Consider the following 17,208-nt stretch of genomic DNA (forward strand, 5'->3'; position numbering starts at 1 on the left):
AACAGTAGCATTCATGTTGCTTTTGCAATAATGGCACTGATTAAACTAACTTTTTTGAAATTTGAAATATTAGGCGGAGATACGTATATATACTTTAGTTTTGTTGGGGCGATTGTAGGGTATAATTTTGTAAAATATGCGAGTATATCTAAATTGTATCATAGAAAATTGACCAAATCAATGAATGGAGTAAAAGTGCTCACTGGGATTTGCATATTGTTATTCGTGTATTTTGGATATCAGCTTTCTAGAGATACATTAGTGTATATACTCCCTTTTGTTCTGTTAACATTATTCTATGTGATTCCTATTTTTCCAAACAAAAAGAACCTAAGAAGTGTAGCAGGTATTAAAATATTTATCATAGGATTGGTATGGACCGGAGTGACAGTATTAATACCTATTTTGTATAAAGAGGGGATCGTAAGTTTTAATATTATTATAGAAGCTATTCAGCGTTTTTTATTTGTCGTAGTACTCATGTTGCCTTTTGAAATCCGAGATTTACAATATGATGAAGAAACATTAGAAACAATTCCTCAAAAAATCGGTATTACAAAGACAAAGGTCTTCGGGAGTATTATACTGTTAGTTTTTCTACTATTGGCAGTAGTCAAAGATTCACTTTCTGCTACAGAAATTCTCAGTACTGTTGGGGTTACATTAATTAGTTTACTGTTTTTATGGGGAACAGATAAAAAACAATCGGAATACTTTTGTTCCTTTTGGGTCGAAAGTATTCCGATAATGTGGTTGTTTATATTGGTATCGTTACAAAGCCTACTTGGCTAATTTAATTGCTTAAGTAGTTTTTCCTTCATTTCATCTTTTTTAAGTATTGGTATTGTTTGGATATTAGATTTTTTAATTGTTCTCGTAAGTTTTACATTTCTTTTTACATATGCTCTTGTTACTTTACAATAAATCAATCTAAGATTCAGTTTTATCAATTCTAAAAAAGAAGCTTCTCCATACTGATTTTTATCACAGATATGTTTTGCCTGTTCACAGGACACGAATAAACTTTTACTTGTTTTCATTATAATTTAAAATACTTTTATTTTGGGCCCTTTTGTTTGTTACTCTTGTTCTAACATCTTTTTCTTTAATTGTTCTTTCATGGAATCCTTAGCAGATTGGTTCATGCTAATTACCTTAGGATCTTTTACTAATTTGCTTAATTTCGAGTTGTTTGTCGAATATTTCCTACAAGCCTTACAATAAATTAAATGAATACTTAATTTTATTTTTTCCCAAAAAGAAGCTTCCTGATACTCATTTTTGTCGCAAAAGTGATTTGCATCCTCGCAACTTACAAAAATTTTGTTTTCTTTACTCATTTTAATTAAAACCAATTTTTTTCTAAGCACTCAGCCATTGCTGTACGTGCTCTATGAATAATTACCCATAGGTTAGACGCAGTAATATCGAATTCATTACAAATTGCTTCTGTGTCAAACCCTTCTATTGTTTTCATTTTGAAGATACGTGCCTGTTTTTCGGGCAATTTATCGATACAATTATAAATTGCAACCCCTAGTTCTTCGTTTTCTATTTCGTTTTCAGCATTCTGATCAAAGGGGTCGGCAACTCTTTCTTCTAACCAGTCGCCTTCAGTCTCGCCATCATTAACATAGTTAATACGAACTTCTGCTTTTCCTTTATTACTATTTATTTTTCTGTAATGGTCAATAATCTTTCTTTTTAAAATTGAAATTAACCAAGTACGCTCGCTCGCTTCTCCTTTGAAATTTTTCATAGACTTTAACCCAGCAAAGAATGTTTCTTGTACCAGGTCTTGTGCTATTTCCTTATCATCGACTCTTACTATGGTATAATTAAATAAGTAGTCACTGTACTTATCTATCCAAGAGTTGGGGTCTATGGTGTTTGTTGACATATTTTAATAATTGTTGTATTCTTCAAAAATAGGATAAAAAGTTGAATATCAAATATCTTTAAAGAATTGAATAACAAGGAAAAGCAAGATGTAGATGTTATGAATTACGATTTTGATAATTATATTCCGTTTTTGACTTTATATATTTATTTCTGATTGTCATAAATTGGGTAATGTGTTTTTTTAATGCTAAAAAACTGAGAATTTTACCAAAAACACCATATGAGGTTTCATACTCTAGTATATCAATCATCTCAGTATGAATTGTATTGTCATTAAAAACATGTTGATGTTTAAAGGTTTTAAAACGTCCTTTGATCATTTCGTCAACAAAATAAGTTGGATATTTTAGGACCGTAATTTTGCTTTGGTGGGTAAGATATATTCCAAAGTGTTTACCTTTCCAGGTTACAGTTTCATGTAATTCAATTAATCCGGAAGTTCTGCCAGCTATTGCTTTTTCATTCGTATTGATAGCAGAATCCATATGCAGATCTATATTTCTTGCTGCATCAAAAACACTGGTGATGGGTGCATTTATAATAGTAGAAAGTTTAATGATGGTCATATATTATTGTATTAAGTGTAATAATGCAGTTGTTAGATCAGGATATTGGAATCTGAAACCACTATGTTCAAGTTTTTTTGTGATAACATTTCTGCTTTTCAGGACTAGTTCTGTTTCAGTTTGTATGATATGAGCACCAATTTCCAATATTGAACCTCCCAAAGGAATTCCTATAGGTATTTTAATGATTTGCCTTAAACTTTTCATAAGTTTATAATTCGTTGAAGGTTCTGGAGATACAATATTGACAGGCCCCTCTAATTTAATGTTATTGATTATAAAATCAATACTTCTGGCAAAATCAGTCTCATGAATCCAACTAAATTTTTGATTTCCTATCCCTTGTTTTCCTCCAAATCCCATTTTTACTAAAGTAAGTAGTGGTGGTAGAGCGCCTCCATTTTTTCCTAATACAATCGAAGTTCTCAATGCCACTTTTCTGGTTTGAGGTGTTTGTTGAGAAAAGAAAGATTTCTCCCAATTACGAGCAACATTGACAGAAAACCCTGTTCCCATTTCACCTGATAGCTCATCCATTTTTTTGTCTAATGAATGTCTGTAGATGGTAGCAGTTGAAGCGTTGAGCCATGTTTTTGGTGGATTCTTGGCTTGTGCAATGGCTTTTCCTAATATTTCTGTGGATGCAATCCTGGAAGAAAGAATAAGTTTTTTATTTTTGTTGTTATATCTACAATCAACGGATTTTCCGGTCATATTAATAAGTACATCTGCATCGTTTATTTCATTTTTCCAGTCTCCTAAGGTTTTAGCATCCCAGTGTATGTATCTAAGGTTTTTAGTAATTCTGGTTTCTCCGCGAGTTAGGATCACAATCGTATCAACTTCATTCTGGAAATGACGGATTAAAATCTTTCCTAAAAACCCTGTGCCTGCAGCAATAACTATTTTTTTCATCCTTTTTATCTTTTTTATTTTTTGGCTGTGATTAGATAATATCCAAAACTCTTCTTGTGCAATCCAGACAATAGCGCAAATAAAGAACCTTTCAGATTTTTCCAGCTATGTGGTTTTAATAATTCTTTCCTGAACAATTTTTTTAGAATAAAATGGGTAATAGCAAAAGGGATGTGGAGTACAGAAGGCGCAACGCTCCAGGAGATATCTTCAATACGTATATCTTTAAAACCAATTTCTTCTAAAGTTTTTTTGATGCCCTGTATGTTTCCCAGACCTTCCAGACTCCATCCTTTGCACAATTGATTATAGCAATAGTTGCTACTAGGGCATAGTTGAGAAGGGTCTTTTTTGAGAAAAGCATCCGCAATTACAAATTTGGCAGTAGGTTTTAGAATTCTATAGGCTTCTCTCAATGATTGTTTATTATGACCAGAATGGCATAAACTTTCTATGGCGTATGCACCATCCATACTATTAGAGAAAAATGAAGTATTACAGTAATTCTCTTCTAATAATAGCCCGTTTATATTTCGTAACCTCTCATTACCTTTCAGAACTTGAAAAGGAGAGAGGCTCACTCCTATAATATGGATATAAGGATATTTTCTCAGACCATACCTCATGGTTCCACCGATACCACATCCTAAATCTGCAATTACAGCATTTTTTTTGTCAAAAGATAATCGACAAAAAACCTGATTGTTTAATTCATTAAGCATAGTGTCTCTTTTAAAAAAAGAAGTTTTGAAAGGAATATAATAACCAAAATGCATATTGAAATCCTTGCTCCAGAATTCATAATCTTCTGTTGCTTCATTGTATAAGTCAATTAGGTTTTCGTCATTAGATTTCTGAAACCTAATGTTATTTTCTAGAGGAAGTATGTTATTCATAGCTAAACAATTTAATTACAGGTTAAAAAAACCAATGCAGTTATGGATTAATAATAATAAGTAGGTTATAGCAAATACTCCAAATAGAAGATTCATAAAATAACTACCGATCTTAAAAATCGTTTTTTGAGGTATTTCATACATTGGATAATATGCTACCTGAGTCAAAACCTTACCGATCCAATACAGAGCGATTAGTCCTGTCAAAGCAATGGCAAGAGCAGATTGCTCTTTTAGACCAGAAGCTAGCGTGATAGTAATGAATCCGAACACAAAGTTTAATCCTTGGATGTACCTGCCATATGTTTTGGCAATTTCTTGATTCAAAGGTTTTAATTTTTTCACATCGTTATACCAATCAAATACCTGATGTCTGATATATGGATAAATAAGCGCTGTAAAAATTTGACCAATTCCACTAATGATAATTAGCCACTTAGGTATGTATAGTTGCATTGTGAGTAGTTTTAATTATAAAATGAAGGTTTGATCTCGATTACTTCTTTACATTTTTTAATCCTATATGTGGCATAGACAAAATAAGAAGCAATACACATTGGGATTAGTATAAAAAATATAAACCAGGATGTATTTTCCAGATATAGATCTAAAATTTTATATGTGATCCAATAGGAAATAAATAGTATCCAATACGTCGTTATTAGTTTTTTGGATGTTACATCTAATTTCTTCCAAGAGCTTACAATAGTAAGCGCTAGTATAAACTGAATACAACCAAGAAGGATTTGAGCCAGTAAGCCACCGATGACAGTAGTATATAGTAGTAATGTGAGTATAAAACTCCATTTGTTAATGCTGTGTATTTTTTTCATAATCCTATAATTTTTAAAGTTTCAATAATTTTTGAAATATAATTTTAAAAAGAAAAGGAATCTCTTCCTTTCGTTCTAGGTTTATAATTCTAATTGCTATTTCATAAGTTTGATTAATGTTTTTGTAATCCAATTGGATTCTTGATTTACAATTTTGTTCATCATCGTATCTGCATTATCGGCTAAATCATATAAAGCTTTAGTCTGTTTGATAAGTTCTTCTGTTTTTACGGTACCATCACGTTCAATTCGTGAAACCTCCTTGAGTACTTTGATAACGGGTTTAATTTCTCTTCTGCTTCGCTCTTTGGCTACTTGTTTTGCCAATTCCTGCACATCTTTTTCAGAAACGAAATATTCTTTACGCTCTCCGTGTTTACTTTCTTTGAATACAATACCCCAATCCATTAATTGACGTAAATTCATACTTGTATTCCCTCTGGATATATGAAGTTCTTCCATAATATCTTCCATAGACAAAGGCTCAGGAGAGATCCATAATAATGCATGGATTTGAGCCATTGCCTTATTTATTCCCCACAAAGTGCCTAAGGCTCCCCAGGTGGATATAAACTTATCTTTAGCGTCTGTATAATTCATAAAATGTTGAATATCTTTTTTTGATATGACAAATATAATATAAATATTTTAAACTTTCAATATTTACTGAAAGTTTAAAATTAAATAATTTCATTTTTAGTACAGATGTTATTTCAGTTGTTATTTTATGGAAAAACCATTTGTGTTAAATGTTGATTTTGTGTAAGTTACGCTTCTAATTCAAACTCAATTAAAATGAAAAAATTAAATCTAATTATTTTAGGGGCATTTTTGTGTATGTTCTTAGGAAGTATTCAGGCGCAACAGTTATCAGATATGTTTTATGCAACTATAGAAACTGATGCTGCATTAGAATTAAAAAGAGAGCATCCTGCAGATATCAAAATCATTGATTCTAAAAATGGTTATAGTGTAGCTATGCTTACTGATAATGCAGCTCATGAATTGCATCATAAGGTTTTGGTACATGGACCAGGTTTTATTTATGAGCTATCAGAGAAGAGTGCTCTCCTTGCCTTAGAAGAAGGGCAAATAAAACAGAAAAGAAATACTACTTATGCAATCACTCAAGAACAGCTCGTTCGGCAGAGTTTAAATTTGGTCAATAATTTAAATATAGCTGATCAAATTAAGGAACTGGAAAATTATGGCACCCGATATCATACTACCAATAGTGCCAGACAAGCAGTTTTGGATCTAAAAACAAAATGGGAAGCTTTAGCAGCAGGAAGAAGTGATATCTCTGTTCGGATTGTAAATCATAGTAGTACTGTGATGCCATCTGTAGTGATGACCATGACAGGTACAGAAAAACCTGATGAATTTGTTATTTTGGGAGGTCATGCAGACTCAACTGCTGGAGGTAGTAATAATAATAATGCTCCCGGAGCAGATGATAATGCTTCTGGAATATCAACAATTACCGAAGCCGCCAGAGTATTGTTGGACATGAATTTCAGACCTAAAAGAACTATAGAATTTATGGCATTTGCGGCAGAAGAAGTAGGGTTGCGAGGCTCTAAGGAAATTGCGACAGATTATCGAAATCGAAATGTAGATGTGATTAGTTATATGCAATTAGATATGACAAACTATAAAGGATCTACAAATGATGTCTTTATTTCTACAGATTCTTATAATGATGATACATTAAACGATTTTATGATAGAACTATTGAATTATTATAATGCATCCGGAACTCATAAGATCACTTATGGTACTTCTCAATGTAATTATGGGTGTTCAGATCATTACAGTTGGGCGCAACAAGGATATGATGTAACATTTCCTTTTGAAGCTCGTTTTGGAGAGCATAACCCTAATATTCATACCACGCGTGACACCTTTGATCGTTCACCAACACCCAATGCAACTCACGCTGCAAAATTCTGTAAGCTGGCATTAGAATTTCTTATTGAGATCTCTAATGGCGTGAGTACCGGAGGCGGAGGTGACCAATGTAGTACAAGCATTACTACATTTCCATATCAAGAAGGATTCGAAGGTTCTCTTGGGAGCTGGACTCAATCGTCTGTAGATGATCTTGACTGGACAATTGATGCAAGTGGAACTCCCTCTAATGGAACAGGTCCCTCTAATGCATCAGAAGGTTCTTCCTATTTATATGTCGAAGCTTCTGGGAATGGAACAGGATATCCTGGTAAGAAAGCGATATTAAATTCACCCTGTTTTGACCTTACTAGTATACCTGCGGCATTACTGAGTTTTAAATATCATATGAAAGGAGGTGCTATTGGGAGTTTATCTGTCGAAATAAGCCTGGATAATGGATCAACTTGGGCAAGCCTTTTTCGCAAGACCGGAGCTCAGGGTAACGATTGGAACATAGAAAATATTAACTTAAATCCGTATATTGGATCAGAAATTCAGTTGCGTTTTAATGTTGTTACAGGTGATAGCTGGCAAGGTGATATTGCTATTGATGATCTTGAAATAAAAGAATCAATTGTAGATCCTAATCCGAATGTTTGTGAATCGCTGGATTTTAATAGCCTTACAATTACATCTTTTTCTAACCAGGATTCGACAGGAGATTCTTCAATTGTTAACAATGGAGCTGGGGTATCGTTACAAAATAATTCCTGGAAGTATGTACCATTGAATTATAATGTAACATCATCTACGGTTTTAGAATTTGATTTTAGTAGTACCGCTGAAGGGGAAATTCATGCCATTGGTTTTGAAAATGACAATACATTAACGGCTGATATGTATTTCAAAGTATATGGTACTCAGAATTATGGTATCACCAATTATAATGATTATACACGTGGTACCAAGTCATATACAATCCCGGTAGGAGATTATTATACTGGAGCAATGGATCGTTTGGTACTTGTCAATGATAATGATGCTGGAAGTAATAACAATTCTACTTTTTCTAATATAAAAATTTATGAAGGATCCTGTACGAGATCTGCAGTATCATCAGTAGAGTTCGGGACTAATATCCCTGTAATAGGAAATGAAGACGAGGAAACTTTATCTATGGTCACAATCACTCCCAATCCTACAAGCGATAGCTTTGTACTTGATGTAAGAGGTGATAATAGTAAAGATATTCGTGTCACAATTTATACAATTTTAGGAAAAAAAGCATCACAGTTACAGTTATCAACGGGTGCTAACACGATATCTGCCAAAAGTTTATCATTGAGATCAGGAATATATCTTATCCGTATAGAAAGTGAAGGAGCACAACAAGTTATCAAAAAAATGGTAATTCAATAATTATTTATAAATCATGCAATTCTTAGATGAGATCACCGCAAACTGAATCAAATTATTTTTAGTTCGAAATGTGAAACAAAAAGAAATGATTTAGGTAAGGGATTTCATTTGAGAAATAGTATTAACCGAATACTAATAGGATATGGATAAAGTAAGGTGCTTTTATATAAAATGAAAGCACCTTACTTGTTTGTATTTTTTTTGAAGATAATATAGATTATTTAATCAATCCCGCACGTTTTAATAATGCTTCAGGTTTAGGTTCCTGACCTCTGAAACGTTTATACAGTGACATAGGATTTTCTGTTCCTCCTTTGGATAACACGTGATCCTTAAATTTTGTAGCTACTTCTATATTAAAAATTCCGTTTTCTTTGAAGTATTCAAAAGCATCAGCATCTAGTACCTCTGCCCATTTATAAGAATAATATCCTGCAGAATATCCTCCCTGAAAAATATGCGAAAAAGAAGTACTCATACAATTTACAGCAACATCAGGATATAATGTAGTACTCGCAAATGCCTTCTTTTCATGCTCTTTTACACTTGTTATCATACTTGGATCCTGGGCGTGCCATGACATATCTAATAAACCAAAACTTAATTGGCGTAATGTAGACATCCCTTCCATAAAGGTAGCGGATTCTTTTATTTTCTCTACAAGTTCCATTGGGATCACTTCGCCAGTTTGGTAATGTTTAGCAAATAATTCTAAGGCCTCTTTTTCATAACACCAGTTTTCTAATACCTGACTAGGTAATTCTACAAAATCCCAGTATACATTAGTTCCAGACAGTCCGGGATATGTTGTATTGGCGAGCATTCCGTGTAATGCATGTCCAAATTCATGAAACAAAGTAGTTACTTCATTAAATGTTAATAAGGAAGGTTTGCTGGGAGTAGGTTTAGTAAAGTTGCAGACAATAGAAATATGTGGCCGTATATTATTTCCTTCTTTAATCATCTGTGGCTTATAAGAAGTCATCCAAGCACCATTTCTTTTTCCAGGTCTTGGGTGAAAATCAGCATATAATAACGAAATGAATTCTCCTTGAGAATCAGTTACATTATATGTTTTGACTTCTTCATTATAGGTAGGGATCGCGTCAGTTTCTTCAAATTGTAGACCAAATAAAATGGAAGCAACCTGAAAAACCCCATCAATTACATTTTCTAGTTTAAAATATGGTTTTAGTTTTTCATCATCTAAATTGAATAATTTTTGTTTAAGTTTTTCTGAATAATATGCTCCGTCCCATTTCTGAAGTTTAGTAATACCATCTAATTCTTTCGCAAAATTCTCTAATTGTATAAACTCTCTTTCGGCAGCTGGTTTTGCTTTTTCCGAAATTTCATTTAAAAAAGAAAATACATTTTCTGGTGTTTTTGCCATTCGTTCTTCCAGCACATAATGCGCATGTGAGGAATATCCAAGGATCTGTGCACGTTGATGTCTTAGTTTTGAAATACTAAGCACAATTTTTTGATTATCGTGGATATCTCCATAAAACCCTCTGGATCCGAATGCAAGTGCTAATTTTTTGCGTAGCTCTCTATTATCTGCATACGTCATAAAGGGGATATAACTAGGATAATCCAGTGTAATAATCCATCCTTCTTTTCCTTTGGACTCAGCAAGTGCTCTAGCAGCTTCTTTAGCCCCATCTGGCAGACCACTCAGATCAGACTCATTAGTTAATAACATTTCGAACTTGTTAGTTTCGGCTAGAATATTTTCTCCAAAAGTAAGACTAAGTTGCGATAACTCTTTATCGATAGCCCTAAGTTTATCTTTCTTATCCGCAGGAAGATTGGCTCCGTTTCTTGAAAAAGACTTGTATCTTTTCTCTAAAAGTGTAGATTGCTCTTGCATGAGATTAAGCGTGTCTTTAAGGGAATATACACTTTCTATTTTTTTAAAAAGGTCTTCATTTAAGGCTATATCATTACTATACTCAGAGAGTATAGGAGAAATTTCTTGAGCAATTTCCTGGATTTCATTATTCGTCTCTGCGCTGTTAAGATTGAAGAATATACTCGTTATTCTATCTAATAATTCGCCACCATATTCTAGCTTTTCTATAGTATTTTCGAATGAAGGTATTTCCGGATTTTTTACGATTTCATCTACTTGTTGTTTAGCAATCGTGATCGCATTTTTAATTGCTGGTAAAAAATGAGCAGTTTCTATTTTAGAAAAAGGAGCGATATCAAAAGATTCTAATAAAGGATTATTCATTGTACTAGTGATTTTTATTGTATACGGTATGCAGTTTTATCGAAAAAAAATGTTGTTTGTCGATAATTATACTTTTAATACCAATATGTTTTAAGTAAATCTATTGTAATACACATAGATTTGTAATGGTTTATTAGTATGACTTAAACAAAGACATAAATAGATTATTACTATGGGGTATGGTAGTAATAATGGATCGTTATACATCTTTGCAAAGGTCAAATATATCAAAAGAGCTACAAAAATTGTAGCTCTTTTTATTTTTATTAAAATACCTTTTTATGATGCCTCTGATTTATATCCGTGTTTTTGTGATATCGGTTGCTTCTATTCGTATTTTTTGGTTCTGATTCTTATTGTGGGGAATTCAATAACAGAATAAAAATATGATAATTCTGAGGAATGATTTAATTGCTTTTCTAAAACCACACTTTCTTATAATATTTTTTTTGACAGAAAAAACTTTTAAATTCAATTCATTCTTATCCCAAGTTAATAAAAAATAAAACAGCTTTTTGTAATCATGTGAATATCAATAATAGTACTTTTTGAGGAGTATTAAGTTTTTAAAAACCGCAATTTTTAAGTTGATTTTTCTTTCGGTTTTTTAACAATTTCGGTTTTTTGGGCTTAAAATTGGGTCAAAATTCAGGGTTCTAACTTTTTTTTACTCAAAAAAACAGTTAAATCCCAAGAGGTATGTACTTTTTATCGATTATTTCTGCTTTTTGTCGAAATTGTTAATAAGTTTCCGCAGATATTTTTGCGTAATCAAAGTAAGGTTTTACCTTTGTATCAGGTTTTAAGAGTATGGTCTTACTTTGAATTTTTTGTGTAATATATTTAAGTTGGTTAATAAATATTGTTATATTCTACTGTAAGACCTGATATTGGAAAGAGTCGCTGAGGAGCGACTCTTTTTTTTGTTCTTTATTTTTTAAGGTTATTAGCTCCTTCTATAACTTTTTGTTTTAATCCTTCTTTGTAGATCACTACCTTATCCAGTATAGCTTTGTTTGTCGCTCCTAGGATCTGAGCTGCTAGAATTCCTGCATTAAGGGCACCATCAAGAGCAACTGTCGCTACAGGTACTCCTCCAGGCATTTGTAATATAGAAAGAATAGAATCCCATCCATCAATAGAATTTCTGGATTTTACAGGAACTCCAATGACAGGAAGCGGGGATAATGATGCCACCATCCCAGGAAGATGTGCTGCACCGCCTGCACCAGCGATGATTACGGAGATCCCTCTGCTATGTGCATTGGTTCCATAATCGAATAATTTTTCTGGTGTACGATGAGCAGATACGATATCTGTCTCTACTTCGATATCAAAACTTTGTAATATTTCGATAGCTTTTTCCATGACGGGCATATCACTGGTACTGCCCATTATTATTCCTACTTTGCTCATATTGTATTTTTGTTTCTTATGTATTGAATAATGTAATGTGTATTTAAGAAATCAAATAGAATGTTTTCTCATAACTTATTTACTAATTACCTGGATGGTATCTTTTACTTTCTCTGCAATTATTCTAGCTTCACTAATATTTTCATTGATAATAGTCACGTGTCCCATTTTTCTGAAAGGTCTTGTTTGCTTTTTTCCATATATATGTGGGGTCACACCTTTCATTCTTAAAATAGTCTCGAGGTTTTTGTAGACCACCTCACCTGTATGCCCTTCTGCGCCAACAAGATTAACCATAATACCTCCTAATTTACTGTCTGTAGCACCCAGAGGAAGGTTTAAGATAGCTCTAATATGTTGATCGAATTGATTCGTATAACTAGCCTCTATACTGTAATGTCCACTATTATGAGGCCTTGGGGCTACTTCATTAACAATAATTTCATCATTTTTTGTAAGAAACATTTCTACGGCAAAAACTCCTACGTGCTTAAAAGCAGCAGAGACTGTTTCTGCAACTTTTCTGGCTTTTTTTGCAATTTCCGGATTAATTCTGGCAGGACAAATTACATACTCTACCTGATTAGCTTCAGGATGAAATTCCATTTCTACTACAGGGTACGTTTTTATTTCACCTTTGGGATTACGTACAACGATGACAGCCAGTTCATTTTTGAAATCTATCAATTCTTCTGCAATGCATTCTGTATCAGGGAGTCTGGCGATATCAGCTCCGGTTCTGATGACCGAGACTCCATTGCCATCGTACCCTCCTTGTGTACTTTTCCATACAAAAGGAAGTTTTACCCTATTACTAGTAATTCCTTCTGCTAAATGTGCCTTGTTCGCATATTGCTTAAAATTTGCCGTAGGTATATCCTGTTCTTTATAAAAAAGCTTTTGTTTGCCTTTGTTTTGTATCTTTTGCAAAGTATTAGAATCCGGATAGACTTTTTTACCTTCTTTTTCTAATTGAATAAGTGCTTCGATATTAACCGTTTCAATTTCGAAAGTAAGTACATCTACTTTTTTTCCAAATTGATATACAATATCATAGTCCATAAGATCACCTTGTTGGAAATGATTACAAGCAATTCTACAAGGTGCTTCGGGGTCAGGGTCGAGAACATATGTGCAGATATCATATTTTCTGGTTTCATAGAGCATCATCTTGCCTAATTGTCCACCACCCAAAATACCTAATTTAAATTCTGAAGAAAAATAGTTTGTCATTTTAGAAAAATAAAAAGATCGATAAGCGCAAAAATAATTTTTTCATAAGTAAAAACCACGATATAAGAGTGTAAATGCATTAGATAACTGTATATAAGTATTATTTGTAATCACTATCTTTGCCGCTTTAAAAGAAAAAAGCTATTCAGCCAGGCTCATAATGTGATGATTACTTTACACGATTTACAATTTGTATCATTTATAAGTGAAAAAAAAATCACTGAAGCAATAGATGAAGTGTCTAACAAGCTAAATAAGGATTTAGCTTATGATAGACCATTATTTATTGGGGTGTTAAATGGAGCGTTTATGTTTACATCCGAAGTACTAAAAAGGTTTAGATATGAGTGCGAAGTTAGTTTTGTGAAAATGGCTTCATATGATGGGATTACTACTACATCACAAGTAAAGGAACTTATTGGATTAAAAGAAGATATATCCGGTAGAAGTGTAGTAATTCTGGAAGATATTGTAGATACAGGGACTACTGTTGAGGAGTTGATCAACATACTTAGAGATAAAGGCTGTGCTGCTATACGTATAGGAACCTTGTTTTTTAAACCTGAGGCGTATACCAAAGAAATTACTATTGATTATATAGGGATAAACATCCCAAATCGTTTTATAGTGGGATATGGTTTGGACTATAATGGTCTGGGACGTAATCTTACAGAAGTTTACCAATTAAAAGAAAACAACATGACAAATTTAGTGTTATTTGGACCTCCGGGAGCGGGTAAAGGAACACAGGCTGAAGTATTAAAAGAAAAATATGATCTGGTGCATATTTCTACAGGAGATGTATTTAGATACAATATAAAAAATGCTACAGAATTAGGGACATTGGCAAAATCATATATAGATAAAGGACAATTGGTTCCTGATCAGGTAACGATCAATATGCTTAATGCAGAAGTAGATAAAAATCCAAATGCCAAAGGTTTTATTTTTGATGGGTTTCCCAGAACAGAAGCTCAGGCAGCATCTCTGGCAGCATTATTAGTATCAAAAGGTTCAGAGGTAAGTGCTATGGTTGCCCTGGAGGTTGATGATGAAGTATTGGTGCAACGCTTACTGGAAAGAGGGAAGACCTCTGGACGACCGGATGATGCTAATGAAGGTGTAATTCGTAATCGTATTAAGGTATATTATGACGAGACGGCGATTTTGAAAAATTATTATCAAAAAGAAAATAAATATTTTGGAGTAGATGGAGTAGGTGGTATTAATGAAATTACGGGGCGTCTAAGTAGCGTAATTGATAAGTTATAACCATTTTTTTAAGCTTTAAGCCATTTTTTTTTAAGATACATAGTGTCAGCCGCCCTGGTTCGACCTCATGGACAATAAAATAGATATAGAATTATGACAGAAGGGAATTTTGTAGATTATGTGAAATTACACATTACATCCGGAAATGGAGGTAAAGGATCTGTACATTTACATAGAGAAAAATATATCACTAAAGGTGGTCCTGATGGAGGTGATGGAGGTCGTGGAGGACATGTTATTATAAAGGCAAATCCCAATATGTGGACTTTGTATCACCTTAAGTTCAGGCGTCATTTCAGAGCCGAACACGGCGGACACGGTAGTAAAAACAGAAGTAGTGGGGCTGATGGAACAGATGTATATGTAGATGTACCTTTGGGAACTGTAGTACGAGATACAGAAACTCAGGAAATTCTTCATGAAATTACAGAAGAAGGACAGCAAATTATTATAGCAGAAGGAGGAATGGGAGGTCGAGGAAACTGGCATTTTAAAAACTCAGTGAATCAAACCCCCAGATATGCGCAACCTGGAATTGAAGGTATGCAACAGGATATCACTTTAGAATTAAAAATACTAGCAGATGTAGGCTTAGTAGGTTTTCCGAATGCTGGAAAATCTACATTACTCTCTGTAATAACTTCTGCAAAACCTAAAATTGCAGATTATGAATTTACGACATTAAAACCTAATTTAGGGATTGTAGAATATAGGAATTTTCAGTCATTTGTCATGGCTGATATTCCAGGAATTATCGAGGGAGCAGCAGAAGGTAAAGGTATAGGTCATCGATTCCTTAGGCATATCGAACGTAATTCTACATTATTATTTTTGGTTCCTGCTGATGCACCTGATATTAAAGAGCAGTATGAAATTTTATTAGATGAGCTAAGAAGATACAATCCAGATTTATTAGATAAAGAGCGACTCGTCGCAATTTCAAAATGTGATATGCTGGATGATGAACTTAAAATTGAACTTGCAAATGAATTGGATGAGCAATTAGGTGTGCCTTACCTATTTATTTCTTCTGTAGCGCAACAAGGGTTGTTAGAATTGAAAGATACTCTTTGGCAGATGCTTAACGGTTGATTATGATAAAGAGGTCGTTCTGATGTCGTGTTCTTATAAAAAGTGTGCACCACTTCATTTATATCTTGAGTCTAATAAAACTACATCGTTTTTATTTGATTCTTCAGAATAAAAGTGAACCGCTTTGACTATGCTGGACGTTTATTTTTGTGTAATACGATTCATTTAAGAGTTGGGTATAACAAAAATACTTTATGTTCTGATGAGCAATTCAAATCAGAATTGATACCAAAGTATCAAGAACAAGCTTTTTTTGATATACAATGTATTCTTGATACTTTTTTACATCCGGACGCAGTTTGATATGAGTTAAGAGTAGACTTCTTAGATAAGAAGCTATATTTTTTTGTTAAGTAGGATATCGATTTCCAGATACTGTTCTTTTAACAAGCTTACACCAAAGGCAGCCGCAGCCGCAGAGAATACCGAATAGTCTAAAGGAGCTTTTACACTTAGAGATAGTGTCATTGCTATGCTAAAGATCAATAATAAGAACCCACTTATTGTGGCTGATAGTGATGTCTTAAAACCTATTAGTAAGAAGATCGCTAATATAATTTCTGCTCCCGTAGTAACAGTTCCGATAGCATTGATTAGAGTATTAGGAAACCAGGGGTTAATAACTTGAGTATATTCAATAAAATTATCCCAGCTACCCCAGGCAGACTTTTCTTTTGACCAAAAGCCTAATCGGTCAGCAACAGCAGACAAAAAACCAAAAGCAATACTCGCTCTAAGAAAGAGTTTTATAAAGATTGTTTTCATACCAAAATTGTTTTTAGATTTCTATGATTTTGAAGTTATAGGAGTCATAGAGGTTGCTATACCAATTCTGTTCCAGGAATTAATACAACAAATAGCCATGATGGTATCGGCAACTTTTTCTTGTCCCAATATTTCAATTGCTTTTTGATACACGCACTCAGAGAGACCTTTGTCAGCAATATTTGTAATTTCCTCTGTCATTTCCAGAAGAATCTGCTCCTCAGTAGTAAAAAAAGGAGATTCTCTCCATGTAGATAATGCGTGGATTCGATATTGTTTTTCCCCTTTCTCAATGGCTTCTTTACTATGTATCTGGATGCAATAGGCACAACCATTAATTTGTGATGCTCTGATTTCTATCAATAAAAATTCAAGATCACTAAGCGAGCTCTTTTTGATATTATTATATAGAGTAAATAATGGATTGTATGCTCCGGGATTAATTTTACTAATGTCTATTCTACCTGTTGTCATATCTATGATTATTTGTTTAGAACAAAGTTCAGAATATGAGATAATGAAAAACTTAATCTAGATTAAGAAATCGATAGTATATTTTTTTTTGCTCTTATTTTGCTCAAAAATTCAGGGGTAAAGCCAAGGTAAGAAGCCAACATATATTGAGGGACACGTTGTACAAAATCCCTCATAGACCCCAGAAACTTCAGTACGTAGGCTAACGTAAAATTCGTAATTTACTGGGTATTAACTTTAGCTCTTTGCAAGGCCGTTTTTTAAAGTGTTGCTGCTTTTTTTAGTAAGCACGA

Annotated in this window: 18 protein-coding genes; 4 read left to right on the top strand and 14 right to left on the bottom strand. The window is 33.3% G+C overall.

Going from position 1 to position 17,208, the window contains the following annotated elements; genetic code table 11:
* The first annotated feature begins 54 nt into the window (after nt 1-54).
* Complete coding sequence (locus F0000_RS11605; RefSeq protein WP_149624882.1) at nt 55-792, top strand: hypothetical protein; 738 nt, start codon at nt 55-57, stop codon at nt 790-792.
* Here the strand turns inward: F0000_RS11605 and F0000_RS11610 are convergent.
* The 9 genes from F0000_RS11610 to F0000_RS11650 all read right to left on the bottom strand — a co-directional run bounded on the left by F0000_RS11610 (nt 789) and on the right by F0000_RS11650 (nt 5,712).
* Entirely contained in the window at nt 789-1,040 is a 252-nt protein-coding gene (locus tag F0000_RS11610) for a hypothetical protein (RefSeq protein ID WP_149624883.1), read from the bottom strand. The genes F0000_RS11605 and F0000_RS11610 overlap by 4 nt on opposite strands.
* A gap of 39 nt (nt 1,041-1,079) precedes the next feature.
* Nucleotides 1,080-1,340, bottom strand: a complete 261-nt coding sequence (locus F0000_RS11615) for a hypothetical protein (protein WP_149624884.1) — start codon at nt 1,338-1,340, stop codon at nt 1,080-1,082.
* 5 nt (nt 1,341-1,345) lie between these two features.
* Complete coding sequence (locus tag F0000_RS11620) at nt 1,346-1,900, bottom strand: sigma-70 family RNA polymerase sigma factor (RefSeq protein WP_149624885.1); 555 nt, start codon at nt 1,898-1,900, stop codon at nt 1,346-1,348.
* A 97-nt stretch (nt 1,901-1,997) separates the two neighbouring features.
* The gene (locus F0000_RS11625; protein WP_149624886.1) at nt 1,998-2,468 is read right to left on the bottom strand and encodes an SRPBCC family protein; all 471 of its coding nucleotides are present in this window, start codon (nt 2,466-2,468) and stop codon (nt 1,998-2,000) included.
* Between the two features lie 3 nt (nt 2,469-2,471).
* Nucleotides 2,472-3,383, bottom strand: coding sequence for a TIGR01777 family oxidoreductase (locus tag F0000_RS11630; RefSeq protein ID WP_149624887.1), 912 nt, complete (start codon nt 3,381-3,383; stop codon nt 2,472-2,474).
* Between the two features lie 14 nt (nt 3,384-3,397).
* Nucleotides 3,398-4,279, bottom strand: a complete 882-nt coding sequence (locus tag F0000_RS11635) for a methyltransferase domain-containing protein (protein ID WP_149624888.1) — start codon at nt 4,277-4,279, stop codon at nt 3,398-3,400.
* Between the two features lie 15 nt (nt 4,280-4,294).
* Nucleotides 4,295-4,735 carry a hypothetical protein gene (locus F0000_RS11640; protein WP_149624889.1) on the bottom strand — a complete coding sequence of 147 codons (441 nt, stop codon included), beginning with the start codon at nt 4,733-4,735 and terminating at the stop codon, nt 4,295-4,297.
* 11 nt (nt 4,736-4,746) lie between these two features.
* Nucleotides 4,747-5,112 carry a hypothetical protein gene (locus F0000_RS11645; protein ID WP_149624890.1) on the bottom strand — a complete coding sequence of 122 codons (366 nt, stop codon included), beginning with the start codon at nt 5,110-5,112 and terminating at the stop codon, nt 4,747-4,749.
* A 96-nt stretch (nt 5,113-5,208) separates the two neighbouring features.
* A complete protein-coding gene (locus F0000_RS11650) occupies nt 5,209-5,712 on the bottom strand; it encodes a GbsR/MarR family transcriptional regulator (RefSeq protein WP_149624891.1) in 504 nt (167 codons plus the stop codon).
* 195 nt (nt 5,713-5,907) lie between these two features.
* Here F0000_RS11650 and F0000_RS11655 point away from each other — a divergent pair, with 195 nt between their 5' ends.
* Nucleotides 5,908-8,424, top strand: a complete 2,517-nt coding sequence (locus F0000_RS11655; protein ID WP_149624892.1) for a M20/M25/M40 family metallo-hydrolase — start codon at nt 5,908-5,910, stop codon at nt 8,422-8,424.
* 217 nt (nt 8,425-8,641) lie between these two features.
* Here F0000_RS11655 and F0000_RS11660 read toward each other — a convergent pair whose 3' ends face one another.
* The 3 genes from F0000_RS11660 to F0000_RS11670 form a co-directional block, all read right to left on the bottom strand.
* The gene (locus F0000_RS11660) at nt 8,642-10,663 is read right to left on the bottom strand and encodes a M3 family metallopeptidase (protein WP_149624893.1); all 2,022 of its coding nucleotides are present in this window, start codon (nt 10,661-10,663) and stop codon (nt 8,642-8,644) included.
* 930 nt (nt 10,664-11,593) lie between these two features.
* Nucleotides 11,594-12,079, bottom strand: coding sequence for a 5-(carboxyamino)imidazole ribonucleotide mutase (gene purE, locus F0000_RS11665; protein WP_149624894.1), 486 nt, complete (start codon nt 12,077-12,079; stop codon nt 11,594-11,596).
* 75 nt (nt 12,080-12,154) lie between these two features.
* On the bottom strand, nt 12,155-13,312 hold the full coding sequence (locus F0000_RS11670) for a 5-(carboxyamino)imidazole ribonucleotide synthase (RefSeq protein ID WP_149624895.1): 1,158 nt from the start codon (nt 13,310-13,312) through the stop codon (nt 12,155-12,157).
* A 165-nt stretch (nt 13,313-13,477) separates the two neighbouring features.
* Between F0000_RS11670 and F0000_RS11675 the strand changes: the two genes are divergently transcribed.
* Together F0000_RS11675 and obgE are read left to right on the top strand one after the other, a co-directional pair.
* Nucleotides 13,478-14,584: an adenylate kinase gene (locus F0000_RS11675; RefSeq protein WP_149624896.1), complete on the top strand. Its 1,107-nt coding sequence runs from the start codon at nt 13,478-13,480 to the stop codon at nt 14,582-14,584.
* A gap of 93 nt (nt 14,585-14,677) precedes the next feature.
* Complete coding sequence (obgE, locus tag F0000_RS11680) at nt 14,678-15,676, top strand: GTPase ObgE (protein WP_149624897.1); 999 nt, start codon at nt 14,678-14,680, stop codon at nt 15,674-15,676.
* Between the two features lie 336 nt (nt 15,677-16,012).
* Here obgE and F0000_RS11685 read toward each other — a convergent pair whose 3' ends face one another.
* Both F0000_RS11685 and F0000_RS11690 read right to left on the bottom strand, forming a co-directional pair.
* Entirely contained in the window at nt 16,013-16,441 is a 429-nt protein-coding gene (locus F0000_RS11685) for a DoxX family protein (protein ID WP_149624898.1), read from the bottom strand.
* A 21-nt stretch (nt 16,442-16,462) separates the two neighbouring features.
* The gene (locus tag F0000_RS11690) at nt 16,463-16,915 is read right to left on the bottom strand and encodes a carboxymuconolactone decarboxylase family protein (protein ID WP_149624899.1); all 453 of its coding nucleotides are present in this window, start codon (nt 16,913-16,915) and stop codon (nt 16,463-16,465) included.
* Between the last annotated feature and the right edge of the window lie 293 nt (nt 16,916-17,208).

The sequence above is a fragment of the Aquimarina sp. RZ0 genome, from assembly GCF_008370685.1.
In the GTDB taxonomy this organism is placed as follows: domain Bacteria; phylum Bacteroidota; class Bacteroidia; order Flavobacteriales; family Flavobacteriaceae; genus Aquimarina.